We start from the raw sequence: 17,733 nt of genomic DNA, 5'->3' as shown, positions 1-17,733 counted from the left end.
CCCACCTTCGGCTCCCGGTAGGGAAGCACGAGCAAGGAGTCAGCGTATGACGGCGTACAGCGACCCCCAGACAGCAGAGCCTGCGGGCCCCGGCGAGAAGACCGCCCTGCTGCACCGAGGCCTCGGCGTCGGATCCATCGTTTTCATGGTCATCGCGGCCGTGGCGCCGCTCGGTGCCGCCTGTGCGGTCCTCCCCTTGGTGTTCGCCCTCAGCGGCAACGCGGCGGCACCCCTGTACTTTCTCAGTGCCGTCGTGGTGCTCTGCATTTTCGCCGTCGGCTTCACGCTGATGAGCCGACGCGTGCAGAACGCCGGCGCGTTCTACTCTTACGTCCAGGCCGGGCTCGGCAAGATCTCCGGCGCCGGCACCGCCTCGCTGGCGCTGGTTTCCTACTACCTGCTTCTCATCGGCCTCTATGCCCTGCTGGGCGTCTCGGCCGCGGCCGTCGTCGACCAGTACCTCGGGCTCACCGTCGACTGGTGGGTGCCGGCCTTCGCGTTCCTGATCGTTGTTGCCCTGCTCGGCTACCGGGACATCGAGGTCAGCGCCAAGGTCCTCGGCGTGGCGCTGGTGCTCGAGGCCTTGGTCGTCCTCGTGATCGACATCGCCATCCTCGCCCAGGGCGGCGTCTCCGGCTTCTCGGCGCAGCCGCTCGACCCCAGCCATGCCTTCGACGGCACCCCGGGCCTCGGGCTGATGTTCGCCTTCTTCGCGTTCATCGGGTTCGAGGCCACCGCGGTCTTCCGCAGCGAGGCCACCAACCCGACCCGGACGATCCCGCGGGCGACGTACATCGCGGTGGCGCTGATCGGAACGATGTATGCGTTCACGTCCTACTCGATTGCCATCGGAATCGGCGCGGACGGCGCCGCCGCCGTTTCCGGCGCGGACCCTTCGAACGTGGTCCAGAACCTTGCCACGCAGTACGTCGGCACGGCCATGGAGGACGCCGTCCGCATCCTCCTCGTCACCAGCGTGTTCGCCTGCGTGCTCTCCTTCCACAACGTGGTGGCGCGCTACCAGTTCAACCTCGCCAACGGAAAGCTCCTGCCAGGCTTCCTCGGCGAGGTGCACCCCAAGCACCGGGCCCCGTCTCACTCGTCGGTCGTGGTGACCGTCATGTCGGTCGTGGTGCTGGTCCTCATGCTCCTGCTCGGCCTCGACCCCATCACCGAGGTCTACACCTGGTTCTCCGGCGCGGCCACGCTCGGCGTCATCGCCCTGATGGCGCTGACCTCGATCTCGGTCATCGCCTTCCACCGCCGGTACCACGCGGACACCCCGCTGTGGGGCTCCGTACTCGCCCCGGTCCTGTCCCTGATCGGCCTCGGCTTCGTGCTCTACATGATCGTGCGCAACTTCGACCTCCTCGTCGGGACCAACGCTGCGGCCACCGCGATCCTGGTGGCCCTCGCCGCGTCGTTCGTGATCGGTGCCGTGGTCACGGCCGTCACGCGGGCGCGGCGACCCGATCGGTACGCGGAGCTCCTCGAGAACCGCCGTACGACTGAGGGCAGACCGTCTCAGGACTGACCGGAAACACCTACAACCGACGCAGAACCGACGCGCGGGCCGGGCTCCTCGGCGATCTGCGCAGATCGACCGAGGGAGCCCGGCCCGCGCGGCACCCAGTCTCGACCTCCAAGCTGCGGAGGAACGCGCAGCATCACACGGACGGCCGTCCCGGTCGGCTCCGTCGTCGGAAAGGACCTCAAGGATGCGGTCGATCGATCTCCAGGGCAAGCGAGCCGTCGTGGTCGGCGGCGCCACCGGCATCGGGTGGGCCTCAGCCGTCGCCCTGGCCGAGGCGGGAGCGTGCGTGGTCACGCTCTCGCGCCGCGATCGGCTGACCGCCCTCCCGCCGGCGCCCGAGGTGGCAGAGCGGATCACCCACCGCCGGCTCGACGTCGCGGACGCCGACGCGGTCACCACGGTGTTCGCGGACCTCTGCGCCGACGGCGGCATCGACATCGTCGTGCTGAGCGCGGCGGTGATCGAGCCATCGAGCGCCGAGGAGACCGACGACGAGCTGTGGCGCCGGCACATGGACGTGAACGTCGACGGCATCTTTCGGTGCGCCCGGGCCTCGATCCGACACATGAAGGAGACCGGCCGCCGTGGCAAGGTCGTCGTGGTCGGCTCCGTCTCAGGGATGGTCGGCAACCCCGGCTTCGCGGCCTACTGCGCGAGCAAGGGCCTCTGGGTCAATCTCACCCGGCAGATGGCCCTGGACTGCGCGCCGGTCGGCATCAACGTGAACTCGATCCTGCCCGGGTTCACCAGTACCGAGCTGACCGACATCTACGACGCCGAGACCAAGGCGACCATCGCGGCCGCCGTCCCGACAAAGGTCTGGGCGCGGCCGGAGCAGATCGCCGACGCCATCTTGTTCCTCAGCTCCCCGCTGGCCGACTACGTCCACGGGGCCAACCTGCCCGTCGACGGCGGCTACCTGGCCGCGGGACCGATCTGATCGGAGGTCGCCCACGCGCGACCACGCCGAGCATCACAACGACCACGACGACCTGACCGAGGAGTCACATGCCCAGCCTGCCCGTCCGCGCCTACACCGACCGCCTCTCCTACGAGCGCGGCGACCAGGTCTCCGTCCATGTCAGTGCCGCGGACCCGGTCGACGTCCGCCTGGTGCGGCTGATCAGTGCGAGCGCCGACGAGCCCTCGCTCGACCGCCCCGTCGGCTGGCAGGCCGCCGCGCGGTACGACGCGAGCCTGGCGCCGACCTGCGTCGGCTCGTTCCTCCACGGCGACCCGGGTCCCGCCGCCACGGCGTCCCACACCCGTGCCACCCTGGGTGCCTTCGTCTACTCCGGCGACGTCGGGTCCGCCCCCGTGCAGTCCCTCGTCTCCCTGGCCTCCGGGCCTGCGCTGCAGTTGCGGGACGGTCGCCCGGGGCTCGCCGACCCGGGCAGCGGCGACGTGCTCGTCACGGCCGCCGAGCGCTTGGTCGACCACCAGTGGCACCTGGTGGTCGGAATGCTCGGACCGGACGGCGTCCGGGTCCTGGCGCTGCCGGTGGACCCCCTGCGCGGCGTGCGGCTCGACGCGGCCGCGTCGACGCCCGTCGGTCCGGTCGACCTCACAGGTCCGGTGACCGTCGCGGCGCACCGCGGCCGCGCCGTCGAGCCCGTCGAGGGCGCCACCCGTGGGCAGGCGGACGACCACTTCACCGGCAAGGTCGAGCTGCCGTTCGTCCTCGGCTCGCACCCCGACGACGCGCAGCTCGAGGCGCTGGCGCGGGCCGAGGCGAACGTCCGCGCCCTGGAGCCGGTGGCCGCCTGGGACCTGGCCTTCTCCTACGGCGACGATCCCACGGTCGCCAGGGCCGTGGTGCCCGGCCAGCCGGACGGCACGCTGGTCAACGGACCGGCGCGGGCCGTGACCGGGCGGACCTTCACCGGCCGGTGCCTAGACTTCACCCTCGCCACGGACCAGTACGCCGCGGCGCACTTTCACGCCACCGACCTGGTCGACGCGGGCTGGCCGGTCCTCATCACCGCACCACTCCCCGAGGAGCTCGAGAGCGGCGTCTACGGCATCGTCGTCGAGAACGCCGACGGGTCCGACGTGGTGCCGATCTCCGTGGTGCCGAGATCCTCCGACGAGCGCCGCAAGGTCGCGGTCGTTCTGCCCACGTTCACCTACCTGGCCTATGCCAACGAGGCCCTCTTCAACGGGCTGGACACCTCGGCGATGACCGACCAGGAGGTGGTGGTCGCCCCGGAGAGCCTGGCGCACATAGGGGACCACTCCTTCGGGCTGTCGATGTACGACCACCACCCCGACGGAAGCGGGGTCATGCTCTCGGCCGCGCGCCGCCAGATCGTGAACATGCGCCGCGGCTACCGCATGTGGGTCGTCGGGGGAGCGGGCCGCGCCTTCTCCTCGGACATGTACCTGATCGAGTGGCTCGCGCGGCGCGGCATCGAGGCCGATGTGCTCACCGACCACGAGGTGCACCAGCGGGGCGCCGACTACCTGCGCCCGTATGCAGCCGTGGTGTCGGGCTCGCACCCGGAGTACACCTCCGAGGAGATGCTCGACGCGCTGACGGCGTACCGCGACGGCGGTGGCGGGCTGCTCTACCTCGGCGGTAACGGCTGGTACTGGGTCACCGGCGTCCTGAGTGACGACCCCCTCGTCATCGAGATCCGGCGCGGCCAGGCCGGCGTCCGCTGCTGGGAGTCGCTCCCGGGTGAGGTGACGCTGATGTCGACCGGCCTGCCCGGCGGGCTCTGGCGCCACCGCGGCCGGGCGCCACAGGCCCTGGCCGGGGTCGGCTTCGCCGCCCAGGGGTGGGGTCACTCCGAGCCGTACTTCCGGACCGAGGCGGCCGCGGACCCCGAGCACGCCTGGATCTTCGAGGGCGTCGACGAGGAGCCGATCGGGGCGTACGGGCTGGTGATGGACGGCGCCGCCGGCGACGAGATCGACCGGGCCGACGCGGCCCTCGGCACGCCGCGGCACGCCGTGGTGCTCGCCACTTCCCGCGGTCACTCGAACTTCTACCAGCGCGCCATCGAGGAGATCCCGATGAACCTGCCCAAGCACGGCGGAGGCGAGCAGGACCCCGAGGTGCACGCCGACATCGTCTACTTCGCGACGCCCGGCGGCGGCGAGGTCTTCTCCACCGGCTCGATCGCCTGGACCGGCTCGCTGCTGCAGGCGGACACCGAGAACGGCGTGTCCCGCATGACCGAGAACGTCATCCGCGCCTTCGTCACGCGTCGTCGTGATCGTTGACACAGAAAGCCAGGACAAATATGGTTCAGAAAATAGACCTTAACCCTTCGCTTGCACGCACGAGGAGTGCCGAATGAAGACGGAGACGATTCGAAGCGGGCTCCTCTCGGTGAACGAGCTCATCAAGCAGATCGACGCCGGTCTCGTCGACGGCATGCTGCTGGTGACGCCGGACAACGCCGGTCGCTGCCTTTCGGAGCGAGTCGCCGCTGCCGGGTTCGTCGAGAACCTGGGCCGCACCGACGCCTACAAGATCCCGCTGATGCTGTGGGGCGTCGACATCGAGCAGGACGTACGTCCGGGGCTCGACCACATCGGTGGCATGGGCGCCGGCGTCCCGGACGTGTTCCTGGTCCCGGACCTCACGACCATCCGTCGGGTCCCGTGGATGCCCGGCCTGCCCGTGGTCATCTGCGACCCGGTCGACGAGAACGGTGTCCCGATCCCGTTCGCGCCGCGGCAGATCCTCAAGGACCAGCTTGTACGGCTCGACGCTCTCGGCGTCACCCTGCAGGCGGCCACCGAGGTGGAGTTCCATCTCTTCGACGAGAGCTACGAAACGGCCTGGCACGACGGCTACCGGACCCTCACGCCCTCCAGCCGCTACCACGCGGCATACGACGCGCTGGCCTGCCTGCGGTCCGAGGGGTTCATCGAGCAGGTCATCCGGCAGATGGACCAGGCCGGCGTCGAGATCGAGGCGTACGCCGGCGAGTACGGGCTCGGGCAGCACGAGATCAACCTCAAGCACACCACCTGCCTGGAGATGGCGGACCGGCACTTCCTCTACAAGTTCGGCGTCAAGACGATCGCCGCCCGGATGGGGAAGTCGGCGACGTTCATGGCCAAGTGGAACATCGACGCGGACGGCAGCTCCTGCCACGTGCACGTCAGCCTCTGGGACCGTGAGACGTCCACGCCGCTGGGTGCGGACCCGCGCTTCGACGGCTTCGTGGCCGGGCTCGCGGCCCGCGCCGAGGCGGCGACGCTGATGTACGCGCCGATGGTCAACTCCTACCGCCGGTTCCAGCCGCACTCGTTCGCGCCCACCGTGATCGCGGTCGGGGACAACAACCGCACCTGCTCGCTGCGCGTGGTCGGCTCGGGCGATACCCGCCGCATCGAGAACCGGATCCCCGGTGCCGACGTGAACCCGTACGTCGCCCTCGGCGCGATCGCGCTGTCCGGCGCCGACGGCATCGAGGCCGGGATGCCCATGCCGACCATCGAGTGCGGCGACATGTACACCCGTGAGGACGTCCCGCTCATCCCCGGCTCCCTGCACGACGCGCTCGACCTGTTCGAGCAGAGCGAGGAGATGCGGGCCGCCCTGGGCCCCGCCACACACACCCACCTGCTGGCCATGGGCCGCGAGGAGGAGAAGGCGTTCCTCATGGAGACGGTCACCGACTGGGAGAAACGGCGCCTGTTCGAGCGGGCCTGACGGTGCGGCCGCCGACCGCGGTCGGGCACAACGAGCTGCTCGGCCACGCGGTCCGGCTGGAGGACTGGGCACAGCAGGGGGAGTCGACCTACGTCCGGGCCCGCGAGGCGCTGGCCGCGGACGACGCCGAGGCGGCGGTGAGTCTCGCCGAGCTCACCGCCCAGGAGGCCCAGGAGGCCTTCGACCTCTACCTGCTCTGGCTCGGGCAGCTGCCCGCCCTGCTCGTCGAGCTGGGCGTGCCTGACGGGAATCTGGCACCGACCCGCGACCTGGCCGCTCGGACCGCCGAGACGCTGGAGGCGGGCTGGGCGACCTACCGCGAGCACCTCGCCGCCTTCGGCGTACGGGCGCGCGCACGGGACACCCCGGGCGCGGAGGCGCAGCTCGAGGCAGGCCGGATGGTATGGCAGACCGCCCACGATCCCGCGACCGACGCCCTGTGCGCCCTGATCGCCGTCGGTGTCGACGTGCTCGGCGAGGACTGTGTCGGTCCGCTCTGGGATCGGCTCCTGGCGCACTACTACGCGGCGCTGGGGGAAAAGTACGACCCCGCGACAAGGCCGTGGCGGCAGTCCCTGGAGCGGCTGGTGCTCGACATCTTCGAGGCCACCCGCGGCCACCTCAGCGGGCCGGAGCGGGACGGCAACTTCGAGGTCTGGGAGGAGCCGGACCGGTGGGTGGTCCGGTTCGAGCCCTGTGGCTCGGGCGGGCGCACGTACGTCGACCCGGAGTCCACGCCGGGCCGGACTTTCACCCAGAGCGAGCACGACTGGGCGTGGCGGACCACCGGCGTGTGCCACTACTGCGTGCACTGCTGCCAGCTGCAGCAGCGCGCCCCCATCGAGCACCTCGGGATGCCGCTGCGGGTGGTCGAACCGCCGGTGCGCCCCGACGGCGAAGGGCCGGGCCGGGACCAGTGCACGTGGTCCCTCTACAAGGACCCCACACTCCTGCCGGACGAGGCGTTCACCAGCGTCGGGGCGCCCGTGCCGTCCTGGCTCAGTCGGTCACGACGGTCGTGACCCCCGCGCCGGCGGACACCGACTGACCCGCCGCCGGGTCGGTCCGGCACGCGTCGACGAAGCCGCTCAGGAGCTGGAGCGCGTGCTCCTCGTTCGGCCACAGGATCTCGGGGTGCCACTGCACGGCGACCAGCGGATGGTCCCTCAGCTCTGCGCCCTCGACCAGGCCGTCGTCGGCGACCGCCGTCGCGACCAGCCCGTCGGCCAGCCGGCGGACGCCCTGGTGGTGCTCGCTGTTGACGGCCAGCCGCCCGCTCGTCCCGCCCAGCCACTGCGAGAGGCGCGATCCGGGGGTGACGTCCACCATATGGAGCGGCCACGCGAGCGCCTCCTCGCGCAGCTCGTGGGCGACCTCGCCCGCGAGGTCGCGATTCAGGTCGGCATAGAGGGTCCCGCCGAGCGTGACGTTCACCAGCTGCAGGCCACGGCAGATCGCCAGCACCGGGAGGCCGGCGTCGAGCGCGGCGCGCAGCGCGGCCTGCTCGTTGCGGTCCCGGATCGGGTCGATGTCGCGGATCGCCGGGTCGCCGGGGTCCGCGCCGTACGCGGCCGGGTCGACGTCGGCGCCCCCGCTGACCACCAGGCCGTCGAGGCGGCGTACGACCGCCGCGATGTCGTCGTGAGGCTGGTGGCAGTCGATGGTCAGCGTCACCGCACCTGCCTCGGCGAACCCGTGCAGCATGTTGCGCCACAGGGAGAACCGTTCGAGATCCGTCGAGGAGTAGGTGAGACCGATGACCGGCCGCGAGGGGTGAGCCACCATTCGACGCCTCCTGTGCGTGCTATTGGTAGAGCGTTTAGACCTTTTCAGGTATCTTGGCCCGTATGACTCGACTCGTCAATCGACAGCTGCGGCTCGCCCACAGGCCGACCTGGACCGCGACCCTCGACGACTTCGTGCTGGACGAGGTGGCCGTCCCCGAGCCCGGCGCCGGCCAGGTCCTGGTCCGCGTCGACTGGCTGGCCTTCGACCCGGCGATGCGCGGCTGGATGAACGACGGCCCGTCGTACGCGCCGCCGGTACCGCTGGGCGAGGTCATGCGGGGTCACGCGGTGGGAGAGGTCGTCGTCAGCAAGACCGACGAGCTCCCGGTCGGCGCCGTCGTGACCGGCAACTTCGGTTGGCAGACCCACGTGGTGGCCCAGCCGGGGTCGCACTCGGCGGCGCTGCTGGAGCACATCCACGCGGCCGCGGTGGGTACGCCCGTCGCGCGGCCGGTCCCCGAGGGCGTGCCGGTGACGGCGGCGCTGGGCGTGCTGGGCACCACGGGCCTCACAGCGTACTTCGGGATGCTCCAGCTCGCCTCTCCTCGCCCGGGTGACGTGGTCCTGGTCTCCGGCGCTGCCGGTGCCACCGGGTCGGTGGCCGGGCAACTGGCCCGGTTCGCGGGCGCTCGCACGATCGGCATCGCCGGTGGCGCCGAGAAGGTGCGCTGGCTCTCCGAGGTCGGCGGCTTCGACGACGTCATCGACTACAAGGCCGAAGACGTCAGAGCGCGGACCCACGAGCTTGCCCCCGACGGCGTCGACGTCTTCTACGACAATGTGGGAGGCCGGATCCTGGAGGCCGGGATCGCGAACATCGCGCAGCGCGGCACGGTCGTCATGTGCGGCGGGATCTCGAGCGGGTACTCCGACGAGGCGGTGGCCTACGGGCCCACCAACCTGTCGACTATCACCGTGCGCAGCGCGGACATGAAAGGGTTCATCGTCACCGACTTCGTCGACCGGTTCGACGAGGCGACGCGTCGGCTCGTGGACTGGATCCGGCAGGGTCGCCTGGTGTGGGCCGAGGACGTCCACGAGGGCGGCGTCGAGGACGCGGTGGACACGATGAACCGGCTCTTCGACGGCAAGAACTTGGGCAAGCAACTGCTGCGGCTGCAGCACAAGTAGGCACGAGGAGGGCTGACAGACCCCGCCAGTGGTCGCGCCCGTTAATTCGTCGGGGTTCATCCGGCCACCGGCATCACCATCCGCTACCACGGCGAGTTCGCCTACGAGGAGTGCGCGACCCGCCGGGCGGATGATGACCGGTGTACCTTTGGCCGATCACCTGACGAGGCCGTTACCGGTGACGATGAACACATGCGAACCATCGTCGCTGAGGCCGCTGCCTTCGGGCTCCTGGCAGCGGCCTCACCCGCCGGTCACACCAACTGTGCCCGCGTGGGACGAGTCTTCATATGAGCTGCGAGGGTGGCTATGTGGTGGATCAGCTTGCTCGCAGCCGTCGTTCTCCTGTCGTACGTGGCCTACCGGTGCACGGCGAGCGTGACGGCGTGGAGTGCCGCGGCCGCGATCGTCGCGGCCACGGGTGTCGTCGCCGTCCTCGGCCGGACTCCGCTGGAGATCGTCGGCACGGCGCTACTGGCCGTGGGGCTGGGCGCGACGAGCTGGGCCCTGGGCAGGTCGGCCCGGCTGCGCGGGGCGCGACGCCGGGCGCTGGCGGCCTACCGCTCGGGAGAGTGGGCAGTGCCCGGCCTGGCAGCGGCCTCCGAACGGCACAGGCTCGCCGCCGACCTCCATGACACCGCGGCGCATCGGCTGACCGGCATCATGATCGGCGCTTCGTCCGCGCTGCACGTCGCCGATCCCCGGCTGAAGGCCGAAGCGAGCGCGCACGCGGCGACGGAGGGGAGGTTGGCCGTGGCCGAGCTCACCCGGCTGACCGCCCTCGATCAGCGGGCGGCGCGAACCGACCTGGCAGAGGTCGACGCGCTGGTCGCGGAATGGCCGGGGCGGCCACCGGTCTATCGCAGGAGCGTGGAGTCCGCGCCGCCGCTCATCGCCGCGCTGGCCTTCCGCGTGGTGCGCGAGGCACTGACCAATTGTCGGCGCTACGCCCACGGAGCGCGCGTCGAGGTGGGCCTGGCACGGCGGAGTGACCGGCTAGTGGTCACGGTCGACGACTGGGGACGTGCGGAGGCGGGCGAGCCGTTCGCCGGGGGATGCGGTAGCGGCCTTTCGGTGCTGCGGGCCGACCTGGCGGCGGCGGGCGGCTCACTGTCGGCCGGCCGGTCGGCACGAGGCTGGTCGGTGCGTGCGGAACTCCCTCTGACCATCAATCAGACCGCCACCGAGAGGCCGGGCGGCAGGCTGCACACGTGGGCACTGGTGGGGTTGGCCGCTGGGATTCCGGTGGGCGGGCTGCTGATACCTGGGGCGGGTCCTCCGCTGTCCGCGCGAACGCTGGTTCCACTCCTGCCGCTGCTCGTCGTGCACGCCCTGGCACTGCGTTTCCACACACACCGGCCGGTCGTGGCCGTGCCCCTGGCCTTGTCCATATATCCGCTCCTGGTGGCGGCGCGATGGGCGGGCTGGCCGGTGCCGTCAGGCGGGGGCTTCTTGTGGAGCGGCTGGGTGGAGTTGATCATGATGTATGGCATTGGCGCGGCGAGGCGGCTGCGAAGCTGGCCGGCACCGGCGGCGGTGGCGGTGACGACCGGGGCGGCGCTGGCCTGGAGCCCGGAGATCACCGGTAACCGCGTGGGCGTCTGGGCGGTGCTGAGCGTCTGCCTGTTGATGCCGATGGCGGGGGTGTGGGCGGCAGGCGTGGCGATCACGACCAGGCGGGCCGGTCGTCATGCCGCCGCCGTCGTGCGCCATCACCGATTGAGCGAGGAAGCGGCACAAGCGGAGCGGGCCAGGATCGCCGCCAGGCTGCGTTCGACGGCGTTGCTGCGCGCGCAGGCGGTGGTGGCCGCCGTGGACCTGGAGACCGTGATGGTCGAGGCGCGCGCAGGGCTGGACGCCCTGCGGGACCTGCTCGATGAGCTACGTAGCCCGATGGGCGAAAATGCCCCGCCCCCGTGCCTGGCCGGGATCACCGCACTGGCGGCCCGCCACGAAGCGGTCGTGCGCTTTCTCGGCGAGCCGCGCCAACTGCAGGGAGCTGTGGAGGCGACAGCGTTCTGGGTCGCCCGCGAGCTTCTTAGTCACGATGGGATGCTCGTGGTGAGCTGCCTTCCCACTGGGGTTATGCTCTCGGGCATGGCGGATGCGGGGGCCAGACGACGGCTGCGGGCGGTGGTCGACGCGGCCGACGGCGGCATGGTCCGCCGTGGCAGGTGGGTGCGGATCTGGCTGCCCGAGGTGGGCGTGTGATCCGGGTGCTGGTGGCCGATGACCAGGCGATGGTCCGGGCCGGGATCTCCGCGATGTTGTCGGTCGAACCCGATATCGAGGTGGTGGGCCAGGCCGCCGATGGGGCGGCGGCGACCGCGCAGGCCATCACCGAGGTTCCGGACGTCGTGCTGATGGACATCCGGATGCCCGGCACCGATGGCTTGTCGGCCGCCGCCACGATCACCCGCCGGCTGCCGGCGGTCCGCGTGGTGATGCTGACCACGTTCGGGCTGGAGGAATATGTCCACACCGCGCTACGCGCGGGCGCCTGCGGTTTCCTGCTCAAGGACGCCGAGCCGAGGCGGGTGATCGAGGTGGTCAGGCTGACCGCGGCGGGCCAGTCGTTCCTCGACCCGGCGATCACCTCCAGGCTGATCAAGCGCTTGGTCCCACACCTGCCATCACCCGCCCCCGCGCTGAACACGTTGACCCCGCGCGAAGATGACGTGCTGTGGCACCTCACCCGCGGCCTGACCAATGCCGAGATCGGCGCGGCCTTGGGCATCAGCGCCACGACCGTCAAGGAGCACGTCGCCTCCATCTTGGCTAAGCTCCAGGTCCGCGACAGGCTGCATGCCACCATTTACGCCTACGAGAGCGGCTTCATCTGGTCGCGTGAGCCCTAACGAGCGATCACCTGCACCTCGGGAAACCGTGAGGAACGCCTGTCGAGCAGGTCGCCTTTGCGCCGTAGATGCAGATCGAAGAAGGCCATGGTGTAGGCGCGGGTGACGGCCACGGAACGCGCCGCCGACAGTGTGCCGTTTACCGCTCGCAACTGCTCCCTTGACAGGCCGATCACCGGCGCCGCCTGCTCGTACAGCAGCGGCAGGTCGGTATAGGAATTGTGCTTGACGCCCTTGGTCTTCACGTGCAGCCGCCAGCCCTTCAGCCGGGACCAGAAGGCCTTCTGCCCGCGGATGGGCTTGTCGAAGATCTCGGCCTCCATGAGCATGTACGGCTTGGCCAATCCTTTGGCGGCCACCTTGCCGAGGGCGGGTCCGTCCAGGTTCAAAACCGCCTTGACCCGCCGATCCTCCAGCATCGTCGCGGCGGCCGTCGCTCCTCCTGCGGAATGGCCGAACATGCCGACCTTGCTCAGGTCGAACGCGCCACGCAGCCCCTCCGGCAGCTTCCGGCCTTCAACATCGGGGTTCTGCCCCTTGTTCAGCTCCTTGAGCCGGTCCAGCACGAATCGCGTGTCGGCCACCCGCACCTTGATCTCTTTGGCCTTCTCGTCCAGCCGGCTCACCGGGACCGGCTTCAGGACACGGCCGGTGACCGTGCCGTTGGGGAACTCCACCTCGCCGGCATCGCCCGGATGATCGATCGTGACCACCATGTAGCCCCAGCTGGCCAGTTCTTCGACCGTGGCGGTGTTCATGGAACGGTCGGCGCCGTTGCCGGGTGAGAACAGTACGACGGGCAGCCCTCGGCCCGCCACAGGGGCCCCTTCGCGGCCATGGGTCAAAGGCAGGCTGACAGCCGCAGGCGAGAGGCTGCTGTTGCGATAGAAGGCCTCGGCGGCGCGAGGCGGCAGCCAAGGCGCAGCGGGGTGGCCGTCCGGACGACGGGTGGGATACCACAGGCTGATCATCAGCTCACGCCGGTCATGTGCCTTGATCCACGGGTCGGCCCTGGAGCCGTCACGCAGGTGCAGCGCGACAGTGCCGATCTCGCGTGGACCTGTCGGCTGGGGCAGGGCCACAGTGACGGGCTTTGACATGGCCTGTACGGCGGGCCCGGTGAGCAGAAGGCCGACCGCCACCGCAGAGGCCACGCCCCGTCTGAGCAATGCGCAATTCATAACGGCCACGCTAGGGAGGCTCGCTGTCCGGAAACTCCCCACCAGAGATGATTTTGGCACTCATACGAATGAAGGAAGCACCCCTCCGCCCGGGGGGGATAGACAAGGTCCGCGGGACGCTCGGGGGCTGGGACCGGCCCAAAAGCCGTAGCCCGGCCCAAGAACGCCCGGCGAACCTCAGCGGTCGTCACCGACCCGCTGCTCATCAGTATTCGAAGCGGCTGAGGGAGGAGCCGAGCGTCCACATCTGATTGAGCCAGGTGGCGGTGGCCTGGTAGACGGCCTCCTGCTCGGTGGTCAAGACGACGTCGGCGACCGGGCCGACGGCGGCCAGGCGCTCGCGCAGCACGAGGACCTCAGGGGTGTCGACCAGGTCCAGCAGCCCGGTCCCTGCGGGGCGTTGGCTTTTGAAGGGCGCGTATTCTCGCGAAGTGAAGATCATTCGCAGTGCGGTCGGCGTTCTTACGCTTGGTGCGGGATTTGGCGCGGCCCTCTCCCTCGTCAAGGACGTGTCCTCTCCGGGCGGGATGATCGGACGCCGGTCGGGGGTGCGCAGCCCCATGCCGCCTTTGGATGCCCCACCCAAGAGAACCTTGCGGAGCCTGCTACCTGTCCAACCAGACGACAGGTGGTGCCGTCTGGTTGGACACGAGTACATGAGGCCGGCGCGCGGGCCATCGTCGAGGCACGACCGATGAGGAGAACCTGCCCGTGCCGGCCGTTGTTCAGTCAGTCACCCCGGAGTCGATCAGGAGGTTCCTCGGCCGTCGGTGGCGTGCTGTGGGGGGTGGTTGGTGGTCGGATGTGGTGCGCCGGGTGCCGGCCAGGGCGGCCAGGGCGGTGGTGATGGGAACCGCGGCGATGAGTCCGATGGTGCCCACCACACTGCGGACGATCTCCTGGGCGATGACCGGGTTGGTCAATACCTCGCCGATGGGTTGGTCGCCGACGCTGATGAGCAGCAGTAGCGGCAGGGAGGCGCCCGCGTAGGCGAGGATGATGGTGTTGATCACTGAGGCGATGTGGGCGCGGCCGACTCGGGCGGCGGCCCGATACAGCTGGGCGAAGGTATAGCCAGGGTTGGCATGGGCCAGTTCGGTGACGGTGACCGCCTGGGTGACGGTGACGTCGTCGAGCACGCCCAGGGAGCCGATGATGATGCTGGCCAGTAGCAGGCCCTGAGTGTTGATCCGATAGTTCATGTCCAGGTAGAAGGAGCTTTCGTCAGTGATGCCGTTAAGGTCGGCCAAGCCGATGGCGGCCACCGACAGCGCGCCGGTGAGGCTGAGGCTGACCAAGGTGCCGACCACAGCCATCGAGGTGGGGATGGTGAAGCCGTGGGTCAGATACAGCACGGTGAGCATGATGGCCGCCGAGCCGACGATGGCGACCAGCAGCGGTGGCTGTCCGGCGAGGATGGCCGGGATGACGAACATCAGCAGCAGCACGAAGGTGATGGCCAGCCCGATGAGCGCGGTCACACCGCGCCAGCGGCCGAAGGCGATCACGGCCAGAGCGAAGGCGGCGCCGAGCAGTCCTAGGGGTGAGGACCGGTCGTGGTCGGAGATCTGGTAGGGCGGCACATCGAGGATGCCTTTCGGCGTGTAGATCAGCACCACGTCGTCGCCCGCGGTGAAGATCTGCGCGCCGGGGCCGCTGGGTAGCTGGGTGGCGATACGTTGGCCGGCCTGCGGCCCGCTGGTCAGGTCGACTTTGGCTTCGCCGCAGGTGGCGGGGTCAGCCGGTGGCTGTTGGCCGCGGGGTTGGCCGTCTGCGGGCGGCTCCTCGATGCAGGGGGTGAGGGTGATGGAGGTGATCGTTCCCGTCATCTGCTGCAGGCTGGCCGATGGCTGGCCGGTGGAGGTGCGCTCAGTGGGCCACAGCCAGATCAGGGCGGTCAGCGTGGCCAGCGCCAGGGGAACGATGACGGCCAGCGTTGCCCACACCGTGCCGCGGGAGCTGGGAGCGGCCGGGCCGTGTGAATGGTTGGTGCCCATGGTCGAGAAGGGTCTCCTTAGCGGCGTGGAAAGGGGAAAGTACCGCACCGCGAAGGTGACCGTGTTGCCCTATGCCGGCGTGATGGAGGCCGCCGGGTCCCCGGTTCATGAGAACCACCCAGGTTTTTGAAGGCTCTGCGGCGTCCGCGCAGCCCCTCCGGGCGACCTTCAGAAAAGGAAGGTTTGTTGAAGCTGGTCGGACTTCTGGTTCACCCGCGCCCACGACTGAGGCCCCCGCCCGCGTCTGGCTGGCCGCGGTGCGGGGGCTGATGACGTGTCTTCCGATCGTTACCGCACAACGACACGTTCGGCAGGAGATCACCGGCCTGCGAGGGCATCAGCTTCGTGGCGTCAGTGACGGCGCTGCAGCCGGAACCAACGACTGCGTGTTAGCAATTGATCCCGGCGCCCCGGGGTCATTCAACCGTGATGACGAGCTTTCCGGGCGCGTTGCCCGCCGCCAGGTCACCCACCGCGGTGGAGGCCTCCGCCAGGGAGTACGTGCGCCCGACGGCCGGTCGCACGGTCCCGGCCTCGATGAGGTCGCGCAGCGCGTCCAGGTCGGCGGTGCGGGTCAGCGCGATCCGCGCCTCCAGGCGCTGGCGCGTGAACGGGGTGATCAGCCGGACGGCCAGCGGCCGGCCGAGCCCGCCGAACCACCGACCGCCGCCCTCGCCGCCGACGATGGCGAGCCGGCCGCGCTCGGTGAGCAGCCCGCGCAGCATGGCCAGCGGCCGGATGCCCGCGATGTCGATGATCAGATCGTATGTCCCGGTGAGCGGCTCGCGCGTGTAGTCGATGACGGCCTGGGCGCCCAGTGACCGGACAAGGTCGGCCTTGGCTGTGCTGCACACGGCGGTGACGTGGGCGCCGCCGGCGACCGCGAGTTGCGTCGCGAAGCTGCCCACCCCGCCGCCGGCGCCGATGACCAGCACCTTCTCGCCGGCGGTGACCTGGCCGACGGCCCGCAACGCGGTCACTCCTGACACGGGTACGGCCGCCGCTTCGGTGAAGCTCAGGTTGGCGGGCTTGCGGGCGAGCTTGCCCGGGCGGGCGAGCGCGAACTGCGCGTACGCGCCGGTCGCCGCGCCGTACACCTCGTCGCCGGGGCGGAACGCGGTCACGTTGGCGCCGACGGACTCCACGACGCCGGCCACGTCCATGCCCGGCACGCGGTTGCGGGGCCGGCGCAGGCCGAAGCCGAGGCGGCCGATGAGCGGCAGCCCGGTCATGATGTGCCACACGCCGTAGTCGACGCCGGCCGCGTGTACCCGGATCAGCACATCGTCGGCGCCGGGCGTCGGGATCGGGACCTCGCCGAGGCTCAGCATGTGCGGCGGGCCGTACTTGTCCTGGACAATCGCCCTCATGAGGGGTCTCCTTCGGTGTCGGGGTACTGGAAGACGTCGTCGAGTCCGACCCGGAACACCCGGGCGATGCGGAACGCCATCTCCAGCGAGGGGGAGTAGCGACCCTGTTCGATCGCGATGATGGTCTGGCGGGTGACGCCGACCCGGTCGGCCAGCTCGGCCTGGGTCATCTCGTCGTGCGCGAACCGCAGGGCCCGGATCGCGTTGGTGACCTGCGTCGGCTTCACCACGTCTGGAAGCCGCCCTTGCGGTACGCCATGATCTTGGCAAACGAGCTGAGCACCGAGGACAGCACGAACGCCAGGTAGACGGCGTTGGCGATCCAGAAGTGGCGTAGCTCGGCGATGGCCATGACCAGTGCGGCGAGCGCGCCGATGACGAGGATCGACTGCCCGATGCGCTCACTGACCTGGTTGATCTCACGGTCGCGCTCGTCAGTGCGGTCGGCGCCGTGGCCGCCCGCGATAGCCATCGCGATGTGGGCCACGATCGCGGCGACGATGGCGCCACCGATGGTCCACAGCAGAGTTCCCGCGTAGGCGACGTCGGCGAGCGGGCCTTCGCCGGCCCGGCCCAGGATGGTCACCAGGTAGATCGTGTACGCGCCGACGGAGACCACGATCATCACCCAGGCGCGCTTTTCCTCGAAGGCCATGCCTGCTCCTCATGTAAAACAAAGCTGACATCAACCAATGTAAAGCACCCCGGACACCATGTCAAAGTTTATTTACATGCACGACCGGTGACGCCATGGCGCCCGGCGCGGTGTTGCTGCAAAACGTCCACAGTCGGCCGGACGGCGCAGGTCGCACCGGCCCGCCCTCGTCGGAAGAGCCGCAGGATCTGGGCTACTCCGGTTCGCGCCGCTGGGCGGCACCCTCGCCGCCGCCCAGTGGCAGACGCTTAGCGGGTGACCTCCAGCATGGCCTGGTAGGCCGGGTGGGAGGCGGACTCGGTGAACCGGCGCAGGATGGCCTCGATCGCGTGCACCTCCGAGGCGAGGCGCGCAGGGGCTGGGAGTGCCGCATGACTCGCCTCGCGGGTAAGTACGCGCGCCGCCCCAGCCGAGGTCAGCGCCGCCTGCGGGATCGATCGACACCAGAGATCGGCGCTTCCAGGTCTCTGGCTTGTTCGATTCTCGCTAACTGTTGCCCGATCCTGCCTTCTCGGCCGAAGGAGGCCAATGACGCCGCCATGTCCGCC

At 69.9% G+C, this 17,733-nt stretch carries 15 protein-coding genes; 8 read left to right on the top strand and 7 right to left on the bottom strand.

Going from position 1 to position 17,733, the window contains the following annotated elements; translation table 11 throughout:
* Window positions 1-46 precede the first annotated feature (46 nt).
* From ABT061_RS25085 to ABT061_RS25065, 5 genes are all read left to right on the top strand, one after another.
* Entirely contained in the window at window positions 47-1,534 is a 1,488-nt protein-coding gene (locus tag ABT061_RS25085; RefSeq protein WP_350922125.1) for an APC family permease, read from the top strand.
* Between the two features lie 184 nt (window positions 1,535-1,718).
* On the top strand, window positions 1,719-2,474 hold the full coding sequence (locus ABT061_RS25080; RefSeq protein WP_350922123.1) for an SDR family NAD(P)-dependent oxidoreductase: 756 nt from the start codon (window positions 1,719-1,721) through the stop codon (window positions 2,472-2,474).
* Window positions 2,475-2,542: 68 nt separating this feature from the next.
* Window positions 2,543-4,762 carry a N,N-dimethylformamidase beta subunit family domain-containing protein gene (locus ABT061_RS25075; protein WP_350922121.1) on the top strand — a complete coding sequence of 740 codons (2,220 nt, stop codon included), beginning with the start codon at window positions 2,543-2,545 and terminating at the stop codon, window positions 4,760-4,762.
* Between the two features lie 73 nt (window positions 4,763-4,835).
* Entirely contained in the window at window positions 4,836-6,206 is a 1,371-nt protein-coding gene (locus tag ABT061_RS25070; protein ID WP_350922119.1) for a glutamine synthetase family protein, read from the top strand.
* Window positions 6,207-6,208: 2 nt separating this feature from the next.
* Entirely contained in the window at window positions 6,209-7,228 is a 1,020-nt protein-coding gene (locus ABT061_RS25065) for a hypothetical protein (RefSeq protein WP_350922117.1), read from the top strand.
* Here ABT061_RS25065 and ABT061_RS25060 read toward each other — a convergent pair.
* Entirely contained in the window at window positions 7,206-7,991 is a 786-nt protein-coding gene (locus tag ABT061_RS25060; RefSeq protein ID WP_350922115.1) for a gamma-glutamyl-gamma-aminobutyrate hydrolase family protein, read from the bottom strand. The genes ABT061_RS25065 and ABT061_RS25060 overlap by 23 nt on opposite strands.
* Before the next feature lie 62 nt (window positions 7,992-8,053).
* Here ABT061_RS25060 and ABT061_RS25055 point away from each other — a divergent pair, with 62 nt between their 5' ends.
* The 3 genes from ABT061_RS25055 to ABT061_RS25045 all read left to right on the top strand — a co-directional run bounded on the left by ABT061_RS25055 (window position 8,054) and on the right by ABT061_RS25045 (window position 11,982).
* Window positions 8,054-9,124, top strand: a complete 1,071-nt coding sequence (locus ABT061_RS25055; protein ID WP_350922112.1) for an NADP-dependent oxidoreductase — start codon at window positions 8,054-8,056, stop codon at window positions 9,122-9,124.
* 324 nt (window positions 9,125-9,448) lie between these two features.
* On the top strand, window positions 9,449-11,335 hold the full coding sequence (locus ABT061_RS25050) for a sensor histidine kinase (RefSeq protein WP_350922110.1): 1,887 nt from the start codon (window positions 9,449-9,451) through the stop codon (window positions 11,333-11,335).
* Window positions 11,332-11,982, top strand: coding sequence for a response regulator (locus ABT061_RS25045; protein WP_350922108.1), 651 nt, complete (start codon window positions 11,332-11,334; stop codon window positions 11,980-11,982). Before ABT061_RS25050 ends, ABT061_RS25045 begins: the two co-directional genes overlap by 4 nt.
* Here ABT061_RS25045 and ABT061_RS25040 read toward each other — a convergent pair.
* The 6 genes from ABT061_RS25040 to ABT061_RS25015 form a co-directional block, all read right to left on the bottom strand.
* Window positions 11,979-13,082 carry an alpha/beta hydrolase family protein gene (locus ABT061_RS25040; RefSeq protein WP_350922105.1) on the bottom strand — a complete coding sequence of 368 codons (1,104 nt, stop codon included), beginning with the start codon at window positions 13,080-13,082 and terminating at the stop codon, window positions 11,979-11,981. The two genes, ABT061_RS25045 and ABT061_RS25040, sit on opposite strands and share 4 nt — an antisense overlap.
* A gap of 286 nt (window positions 13,083-13,368) precedes the next feature.
* Window positions 13,369-13,605, bottom strand: a complete 237-nt coding sequence (locus tag ABT061_RS25035) for a hypothetical protein (RefSeq protein ID WP_350922103.1) — start codon at window positions 13,603-13,605, stop codon at window positions 13,369-13,371.
* A 283-nt stretch (window positions 13,606-13,888) separates the two neighbouring features.
* Complete coding sequence (locus ABT061_RS25030; protein WP_350922102.1) at window positions 13,889-15,160, bottom strand: YibE/F family protein; 1,272 nt, start codon at window positions 15,158-15,160, stop codon at window positions 13,889-13,891.
* Between the two features lie 416 nt (window positions 15,161-15,576).
* Entirely contained in the window at window positions 15,577-16,530 is a 954-nt protein-coding gene (locus ABT061_RS25025) for an NAD(P)-dependent alcohol dehydrogenase (RefSeq protein WP_350922099.1), read from the bottom strand.
* Window positions 16,527-16,760 carry a helix-turn-helix transcriptional regulator gene (locus ABT061_RS25020; protein WP_433381358.1) on the bottom strand — a complete coding sequence of 78 codons (234 nt, stop codon included), beginning with the start codon at window positions 16,758-16,760 and terminating at the stop codon, window positions 16,527-16,529. The genes ABT061_RS25025 and ABT061_RS25020 overlap by 4 nt, the downstream gene beginning before the upstream one ends.
* Window positions 16,754-17,185, bottom strand: a complete 432-nt coding sequence (locus ABT061_RS25015; RefSeq protein WP_350922097.1) for a hypothetical protein — start codon at window positions 17,183-17,185, stop codon at window positions 16,754-16,756. The genes ABT061_RS25020 and ABT061_RS25015 overlap by 7 nt, the downstream gene beginning before the upstream one ends.
* Window positions 17,186-17,733: the final 548 nt, after the last annotated feature.

The sequence above is a fragment of the Streptosporangium sp. NPDC002544 genome, assembly GCF_040295965.1.
GTDB lineage: Bacteria > Actinomycetota > Actinomycetes > Streptosporangiales > Streptosporangiaceae > Streptosporangium.
The sequence above is the reverse complement of the archived record's forward strand: the minus strand, read 5'-3'. Positions and strand labels throughout refer to the sequence as shown.

Bases quoted from the DNA above. Each gene is read 5' to 3' on its own strand.
- ABT061_RS25015 (WP_350922097.1), bottom strand. From the start codon at position 17,185: ATGGCCTTCGAGGAAAAGCGCGCCTGGGTGATGATCGTGGTCTCCGTC.
- ABT061_RS25060 (WP_350922115.1), bottom strand. From the start codon at position 7,991: ATGGTGGCTCACCCCTCGCGGCCGGTCATCGGTCTCACCTACTCCTCG.
- ABT061_RS25070 (WP_350922119.1), top strand. From the start codon at position 4,836: ATGAAGACGGAGACGATTCGAAGCGGGCTCCTCTCGGTGAACGAGCTC.
- ABT061_RS25030 (WP_350922102.1), bottom strand. From the start codon at position 15,160: ATGGGCACCAACCATTCACACGGCCCGGCCGCTCCCAGCTCCCGCGGC.
- ABT061_RS25085 (WP_350922125.1), top strand. From the start codon at position 47: ATGACGGCGTACAGCGACCCCCAGACAGCAGAGCCTGCGGGCCCCGGC.
- ABT061_RS25080 (WP_350922123.1), top strand. From the start codon at position 1,719: ATGCGGTCGATCGATCTCCAGGGCAAGCGAGCCGTCGTGGTCGGCGGC.
- ABT061_RS25055 (WP_350922112.1), top strand. From the start codon at position 8,054: ATGACTCGACTCGTCAATCGACAGCTGCGGCTCGCCCACAGGCCGACC.
- ABT061_RS25025 (WP_350922099.1), bottom strand. From the start codon at position 16,530: ATGAGGGCGATTGTCCAGGACAAGTACGGCCCGCCGCACATGCTGAGC.
- ABT061_RS25075 (WP_350922121.1), top strand. From the start codon at position 2,543: ATGCCCAGCCTGCCCGTCCGCGCCTACACCGACCGCCTCTCCTACGAG.
- ABT061_RS25040 (WP_350922105.1), bottom strand. From the start codon at position 13,082: ATGTCAAAGCCCGTCACTGTGGCCCTGCCCCAGCCGACAGGTCCACGC.
- ABT061_RS25035 (WP_350922103.1), bottom strand. From the start codon at position 13,605: ATGATCTTCACTTCGCGAGAATACGCGCCCTTCAAAAGCCAACGCCCC.